Annotated in this window: 3 protein-coding genes; all 3 read left to right on the forward strand. The window is 66.4% G+C overall.

Annotation, left to right across the window (positions count from 1 at the left end):
- The first annotated feature begins 94 nt into the window (after nt 1–94).
- The 3 genes from tnpA to tnpC all read left to right on the forward strand — a co-directional run bounded on the left by tnpA (nt 95) and on the right by tnpC (nt 2,506).
- A complete protein-coding gene (gene tnpA, locus C0V72_RS15925) occupies nt 95–463 on the forward strand; it encodes an IS66-like element accessory protein TnpA (protein WP_267893451.1) in 369 nt (122 codons plus the stop codon).
- A complete protein-coding gene (tnpB, locus tag C0V72_RS15930; RefSeq protein ID WP_066117483.1) occupies nt 460–801 on the forward strand; it encodes an IS66 family insertion sequence element accessory protein TnpB in 342 nt (113 codons plus the stop codon). The genes tnpA and tnpB overlap by 4 nt, the downstream gene beginning before the upstream one ends.
- Before the next feature lie 61 nt (nt 802–862).
- Nucleotides 863–2,506: an IS66 family transposase gene (gene tnpC / locus C0V72_RS15935; RefSeq protein ID WP_101795108.1), complete on the forward strand. Its 1,644-nt coding sequence runs from the start codon at nt 863–865 to the stop codon at nt 2,504–2,506.
- Nucleotides 2,507–2,559: the final 53 nt, after the last annotated feature.

Raw genomic sequence — 2,559 nt, forward strand, 5'->3', positions numbered from 1 at the left:
GTATCCATCCGGCGGAGGCCGCCTTGCCTGGGTAGGCAGCGAGCGCTCTTAAGCGTGCTCTTAAGAGTGTACTTAGGAGCGGTCGGTGGGCCAGGTGACGGTATTTTCGGGGCCGGAGCGGCGTCGGCGATGGAGCGATGAGGAACGTCTGCAGATTGTGTCCGAGGCGTTCGCGCCGGGCGCGCGGGTTGCCGATGTCTGCCGCCGGCACGATGTCTCGTCCGGGCTGATCTACACGTGGCGGCGTAAGTTGCTCGATGCAGGCGTGGCCCAGGAGGCCAGCGCGCCCGAGGCACTGCCAGCGCCAGTATTCGCCGAAGCGGTGATCGACGGGGCCGCGGTGCCAGTCAGCGCTGCCGAGCACCCGGCGATGATCATTGACCTGCCACGCGGCAAGCGGCTGAGCATCTTCGCCGCGGCATCGCCGAGGTTGGTCGCGGCCGCCTTGAAGGCTCTGCGATGATCCCCTCCGGCGCGCGGGTGTGGATCGCGCTCGGCCACACGGATATGAGGAAGGGCATGCAGGGCCTGGCACTGCTGGTGCAGCAGGGGCTCAAGCGTAATCCGCATGGGGGCGATCTGTTCGTGTTCCGCGGCCGCGCAGGATCGCTGATCAAGATAATCTGGCACGACGGGATCGGCATGTCGCTCTACGCCAAGCGGCTCGAGAAGGGCCGGTTCGTGTGGCCCTCAGCGAGTGAGGGCACAGTGTCGCTGACCCCATCACAGCTGGCCTGCCTGCTCGAGGGGATCGACTGGCGTAACCCGCAGTATACGTGGCGGCCGCAGAGCGCAGGATAATCGGCGCAAGGCGGGTATTTTGCCCTTGCGGGAGCGGGCCTCGCATGATTCACTCAGGTCCATGGAAGCCGTCATCTCGCCCCTTCCGGACGATGTTGAAGCGCTCAAGGCGCTGCTGGTTTCCGCGCTCCAGAAGGCTGACGAAGCAGAGGCCAAGCTGGCCAACGCCCATGCCCGCGAGAGCGCCATCGAGGCGCTGATCGCTCACCTCAAGCTGCAGATCGCCAAGCTCAAGCGCGAGCAGTATGGCCCCAGCGCCGAGCGCAGCCGCCGCCTGCTCGATCAGATGGAGCTGCAACTCGAGGAGCTCGAGGCTGACGCGGCCGAAGACGATCTGATCGCCGAGGAAGCGGCAGCCAAGACCACTACGGTCACCGCGTTCGAGCGCAAGCGCCCGGCAAGGAAGCCGTTTCCCGAGCACCTGCCGCGCGAGCGTGTCGTGGTGCCCGCGCCCTGTTCCTGCCCGGCATGCGGCGGGGACCGGCTCTCAAAGCTCGGCGAGGACGTCACCGAGACGCTCGAGGTCATCCCGCGCTCGTGGAAGGTGATCCAGACGGTTCGAGAGAAGTTCTCGTGCCGTGACTGTGAGAAGATCGCCCAGGCCCCGGCACCATTCCACGTGGTCCCGCGCGGTTGGGCAGGCTCCAGCTTCCTCGCCATGCTGATGTTCGAGAAGTATGGGCAGCACCAACCGCTCAACCGGCAGGCCGAGCGGTTCGCCCGCGAAGGCGTGCCGCTCAGCGTCTCGACCCTGGCCGATCAGGTCGGCGCCGCTGCTCACGCGCTGATGCCGATCTACAAGCTGATCGAGGCGCACGTTCTGGCTGCAACCCGGATCCACGGCGACGATACCACCGTGCCGGTCATGGCCAAGGGCAAGACCGATGTGGCTCGATTATGGGTATATGTGCGCGATGATCGTCCCTTCGCCGGGACCGATCCACCGGCAGTCCTGTTCCACTACTCGCGCGATCGGCGCGGAGAGCACCCGCAAGCCCATCTCGCAGGCTGGTCCGGTATCCTGCAGGCCGATGCCTATCGCGGATATGGCGAGCTCTATCGCGAAGGCCGCGACCCCGGTCCCGTGCTCGAAGCTGGCTGCTTTGCCCATGCGAGGCGCAAGTTCTTCGAGCTGGCCGATGTCGTAAGCTCGGCCCGCAAGAAGAGCCGTGGCCAGCGCGCCGCCATGATCTATCCGATCGCGCTCGAAGCCGTGCAGCGCCTCGACGCGTTGTTCGACATCGAGCGCGGCATCAATGGCAAGAGCCCGGCCGAGCGGCTCGCGGTCCGCCAGGAACTCAGCGCGCCGCTCATGGCCGAGCTCCACACCTGGCTCACCGAGCAGGTCGCCAAGCTCTCGCGCGGCCATGATCTCACCAAGGCCTGCTTCTACATGCTCAAGCGCTGGGCCGCGTTCACGCGCTTCCTCGACGATGGCCGCATCTGCCTCACCAACAACGCCGCCGAGCGCGCGCTGCGCTGCATCCCGCTGGGCCGCAAGGCGTGGCTGTTTTGCGGATCAGATCGCGGCGGTCAGCGTGCTGCCGTCATCTACACGCTGATCCAGACCGCCAAGCTCAACGACGTCGATCCGCAGGCATGGCTTGCCGATGTCCTCACACGCATCGCCGATCATCCCGCCACCAGGCTCGACGAGCTCCTGCCTTGGAACTGGGGACCGCGCGCTGCAGCGCTCGCCGCATAAACCCGGCCTACGATCCGGTCGGGATCACGCCGCGGCCTTCACCGGATGGATAC

This window comes from Porphyrobacter sp. TH134 (assembly GCF_002855495.1).
Classification (GTDB): Bacteria; Pseudomonadota; Alphaproteobacteria; order Sphingomonadales; family Sphingomonadaceae; genus Erythrobacter.

Coding starts and splice junctions, on each gene's coding strand:
- tnpB (WP_066117483.1), top strand. CDS start 460: ATGATCCCCTCCGGCGCGCGGGTGTGGATCGCGCTCGGCCACACGGAT.
- tnpC (WP_101795108.1), top strand. CDS start 863: ATGGAAGCCGTCATCTCGCCCCTTCCGGACGATGTTGAAGCGCTCAAG.